This is a genomic window from Limnohabitans sp. 2KL-1 (assembly GCF_003063435.1).
GTDB lineage: Bacteria > Pseudomonadota > Gammaproteobacteria > Burkholderiales > Burkholderiaceae_C > Limnohabitans_A.
This window is the reverse complement of the sequence record NZ_NESL01000021.1, coordinates 1-4498: the sequence shown is the minus strand read 5'-3', so window position 1 is coordinate 4498 and position 4498 is coordinate 1. Positions and strand designations below refer to the sequence as shown.

Below are 4498 nucleotides of genomic sequence, written 5' to 3'. Positions count from 1 at the left end.
CGGGCGGTGGCGTGGTGTACGTCTTGTATGGCAACAGCAGTGGCACAGCCCTGGACCTGAATGTGGGCAACGGCGTGATCGATCCGAGCCGTGGTTTCAAAATCACCAATGGCAACACCACCGTCAATTCCAATCTTGGCGATTCCTACACCAGTCTCGCCAGTGCTGGCGACATCAACGGTGACGGCTTGAGCGACATGATCATGACCGGTATGGACAGTGTGACGACCGGACAGCACGCCACCTATGTGGTGTATGGCAACGCCAGCGGTACCACGGTGGCCATTGATGCCAGTGGCAACATTGCCGCCAGCAATGGCTTCAAGCTGGTGGGCGGGGTGGGCCTTTCGGTGGCCAGCGCCGGCGACATCAACGGCGACGGTCTGAACGACCTGTTGGTTTCTTCCACGCTGGGTGGGTCCAAGTACAGCTACAACGTGGTGTTGGGCGGCACGCAGTGGGTCACCGCCGCGCTCAACGGCACGGGTGACTTTGCCGGTACAGCGGGTGACGAAGCCTTGATCGGCTCCACCGGCAACGACGTCATGACCGGCGGCGGCGGTGTGGACCGTTTCTTTGCGGGTCGTGGCGACGACACCATCGTGCTCACCGCCAGCGACATCGCCAATTTGCAAAACAACAGCACAGGCCAAACGGTCAAGACCACCCTCAGCGGTGGTACAGGTTTTGACACCCTTCGCCTGACCGGTGGCACCAGCCTTGATTTGCTCAAAATCTCCAACGCTGCGGCCATGGGCATCGACGAAACCAGCCGCATCGAGGGCATGGAGCGCATCGACATGGCCACCGACACGGCGGCCAACATGCTCAAGATCTCGAACAAAGACATCAACGACATGGCCGGCTTCAACCAGATTCACACCGGCAGCGCCAGTGAAGACGGCAAGACCTGGACCAACGTGAGCGGCACGGCACTGGGCACCATCACGCCCTACCACCAAATGGTGGTGCAGGGCGGCAGCAACGACACCGTGGCGCTGACCGCCAACGGTGGCGCATGGGCCAACGTGGGCACCGTGAGCAACGGCACCAGCCAATACACCGTGTACCAAAACGACGGCACCCACTCGCAGTTGCTGGTGCAGCAGGGCGTGACGGTGGACACTCAGGCACCCACCTTGCTGTGGAGCACGCCAGCCGACAACGACTTTGTGAATACGGCCAACCTGGGCAACAACATCAGCTTGCAGTTCAGCGAGAACGTGGTCAAAGGCACAGGCTTTATTCAGCTGTGGAACAAGACCACGGGCTTACCGGTGCAAGCGTTTGACGTGAGCACCAGCGCGCTGGTCACAGGCTGGGGCACCAGCCTGTTGAGCATCAACCCATCGGCCAATTTGCTGGCGGGTAACGACTACTTCCTCAAAGTGAGCGACAGCGCCATTCAAGACACGTCAGGCTTGGCTTACTCGGGCATGAACAGCGACCTTCAGCTGAACTTCTCAACCCAGGCGGCCGATGGCAGTTATGTCATCACCACTTCTTTCGCCAGTGCGGCCAGTACCACATCGTTCATGCGGTCGGTGGCTACCGCAGGCGACTTCAACGGTGACGGTTACGACGACCTGCTGATTGGTGTGGCTGGCTCTACCGAGTCTGGTGTGTATGTGGTTTATGGCAATGCCCTTGGCGAGGGTATGAAGCTGGACGCCGGTGCGATCATGAGCAACGGCGTGATTGCTGCCGACCAGGGTTTCAAAATTGATGGTGGAAATTACTTGGGCGATTCGGTGACAGGCATTGGCGACGTGAACGGCGACGGTTTTGCCGATGTGTTGATCGGGGCCAGCTCGGACAGCCAGAGCGGCACCAACGCCGGTGCGGGCTTTGTGGTGTACGGCAGCGCCAACCCTGCAGCGTTGAACCTGTCCAGCGGCACCATTGCCGCATCGCGTGGCTTCAAAATCGCGGCAGGCACGGCTTACGGGTCGCTGGGCAACAGTGTGTCGGGCGTGGGGGATGTCAACGGCGACGGCATTGGCGACTTCATCATGGGTGTAACGGGTGACAACACCGCATCCGGTGGCGGCGCGGCTTATGTGGTGTACGGCAAGACCAATGCGGCCACATTGACCTTTGGCACCAATGGCAGCATTGCCGCTGCAGACGGCTTCAAGCTGACGGGCAAGGTCAATGAGGCGGCGGGTTCTTCTGTCTCGGGTGCCGGCGACATCAACGGCGACGGTTTGGCCGATGTGCTTGTGAGTGCATCTTCTTCGGGCGGCGGCAGCGGTGCAACTTACGTGATTTTTGGTGGTGCGACAGGTGGCAATATGGATACGCTTGTTGCTGCAGGGCAAGGCTTCAAGATATCTGGGGTGTCAACAGGGTCAGCCAATGGCCTTCAAATAGGCACCAGCGTCAAAAGCGCAGGCGATGTCAACGGCGACGGCTATGCTGACTTGATCGTGGCCACCGATTCTGATCAAGCCTACACAGCCGCTTATGTGGTGTATGGCAGTGCCGCACCCACCAGCTTGACGATTACCAACGCTGCCTTGGCTGCTTCGCAAGGTTTCCGCATTTTCAGCGGTGCCACCACAGGTGCGGTTTTAGGCGAAGTCTCAAGTGCTGGCGACATCAACGGCGACGGTTTTGCCGACGTGATCGTGGGCTCCAACAAAGGCTCTTCTTATGTGGTGTACGGCAGTGCCAACGGCGTGGATGTGGACTTGACTGGCGCCACCATTGCGGCGTCAAAAGGCTTCAAACTCACCTATTCGACCAGCAACAACGCGCTGACCGCACAGGATGTGTCGTTTGCGGGTGACTTTAACGGTGACGGCTTGACCGACTTGGTGATCGCTGACCAATCATCGGCAGCGGGCAACTTGAACAGCTACAAGATTGTCTTTGGCGGCACGCAGTGGGTCTCCTCTGCAGTGGTGGGCAACGGCAGCGTCACAGGCACGGCAGTGTCTGAAGCCATCATTGGCTCCAAAGCCAACGACACCCTCACGGGCGGCGGCGGTGTAGACCGTTTCTTTGCCGGCTTGGGTGACGACACCATCGTGCTGACGGCCAGCGACGTGACCAATTTGGCGAACGTGGCCGCAGGGCAGACAGCGAAGGCCAGCGTGAGCGGCGGCGGCGGTTTTGACACGTTGGGCCTGACGGGTGGTGCCAGTCTGAACCTGAGTACTATCAGCAATGCAGGTGCCATGGGGCTGGAAGAAAACAGCCGCATTGAGGGCATCGAGCGCATCGCCATGGGCGCAGACACTGCAGCCAATACGCTGACGCTGACAGCCCGTGATGTGAAGGACATGGCCGGTTTCAACCTGTTCCACACCGGTACCCTCAGCGCCGATGGCAAAACCTGGACCAACGTCACAGGCACCGCTTTGAGCGCGACCACCAATTTCCACCAATTGCTGGTGGACGGTTCTGCCAACGACAGTCTGGTGTTGGCACCCGATCTGGGCTTTTGGACCAACGTGGGCACCGTGAGCAACGGCTCGCTCACTTACACGGTTTACCAAAACGCGGGCACCAGCACCCAGGTGTTGGCACGCTCGGTGATACCGGTGACCAACAACGACAGCGTGGCGCCTGTGGTGCTGGACTTGAACCGCGACGGCCAACTGGACTACAGCCAGACGCTGATGGACGTGAACAACGACGGCCAGCTGGACCAGACGGCCTGGGCGGGTCGCCAGGACGGTGTGCTGGTGTGGGACAAGTACGCCGATGGTTGGGTGCACGACAACAGCCAATACGCGTTCAGCCAGTACGGCGGCGTGAGCAGCACCGACTTGCAAGGATTGGCGGCAGCGTTTGACAGCAACCGGGACGGCGTGTTGAACGCGCAAGACGCGAAGTTTGGCGAGTTCAAAGTCTGGCAAGACGGCAACGGCAACGGCGTGAGCGAAGTGGGCGAAGTGCGCAGCCTGACGGATGTGGGCATTGAGGCGATCGAGCTGAGCAGCGACAGTGTGGTGCGAGCCCCGGCGGTGGGGGTGCAGGAAGCGGGCCGCAGCACGGCGCAGCTGTCAGGCGGCGGCGAGATGTTGGTGGCCGACGCGGCGTTTGCTTACCAGAGCGTGCCCGAGCTGGACTTGGCCGGATTTGTGGCGCAGACCCAGGCAAGTGCAGCCAAGGCGCAGCCGCTGTCGGCACAGACCAGCGTCAAGCTGTTCCTGTACGACATGATCCAGAGCGCACACGCGGCAGAGCAGGGCAGCGAGGCGTTGTTTGCAGCCGAGGGCGACACCCTGCGTGCGCCAGAGCCACAGCACCTGGGCTACCACATGGACCTGCTGGCCGAGCACTTGTTGCAACAGCCGCAAAGCTGATCGAGGCCAGAAGGAAAAACCCCGCCTTGGCAGATGCTGAGGCGGGGTTTTTTGTGTGCGCCCAGCATGGGCGCACACCTGCGGGTGCAAGTCCCGCTGCGAGCTGGTCACAGTGAGCAAAGTGAAGCGCAACTGCGTGAGGGCGACCGAGCGTGGGAAGGAAGCGTGGAGCGTAAATCGTG

At 60.6% G+C, this 4498-nt stretch carries 1 protein-coding gene; it reads left to right on the top strand.

What is annotated here, in order from left to right; translation table 11 throughout:
* Positions 1-4316, top strand: a 4316-nt coding sequence (locus B9Z47_RS18300) for an S-layer family protein (protein WP_146185830.1), incomplete at its 5' end; no start/stop codon positions are given.
* Positions 4317-4498: the final 182 nt, after the last annotated feature.